Here is a 352-nt window from a genome sequence, read left to right as displayed (position 1 = left end):
CTTTAAGTAGAGAGTGTTCGTACTTCTTCACAACATCTTCGCGTTTGCTTTCAAGTAGCTGCTTTTTGACTTCGTAATACTCGTTCATGTTTGATACTAGAGCATCGAATTCTTGTTGAAGTTTGTCCGCGATTTGCTGCTTGTCGGCACGATGCATGATCTTTTGCTGCGTGCGTTTAAGTAACATTGATGCTTCTGCTTTTTCGATACGAGCTTGAGGGGTTTTCTTAAGCTTGCTTGCCAATCCCATCAAAGAAGCACTCTTGATCAACCATTTTGTAGGATCGTATTGCCACCAGTAGATGCCGTTGCGGTAATCGTTCTCAAAGATGTGGTGGAAGTTGTGGTAGCC

Annotated in this window: 1 pseudogene; it reads right to left on the bottom strand. The window is 43.2% G+C overall.

The window, feature by feature from the left end:
• A pseudogene (locus AB4653_RS19530) lies at positions 1-352 on the bottom strand (acyl-CoA desaturase); the annotation flags it as partial.

Origin of the sequence: Vibrio sp. 10N.222.48.A3, from assembly GCF_041475345.1 — a bacterium.
Lineage (GTDB): Bacteria > Pseudomonadota > Gammaproteobacteria > Enterobacterales > Vibrionaceae > Vibrio > Vibrio tasmaniensis_A.
Note: the sequence above shows the minus strand (reverse complement) of the source record. Positions and strands in the feature narration are given on the sequence as shown.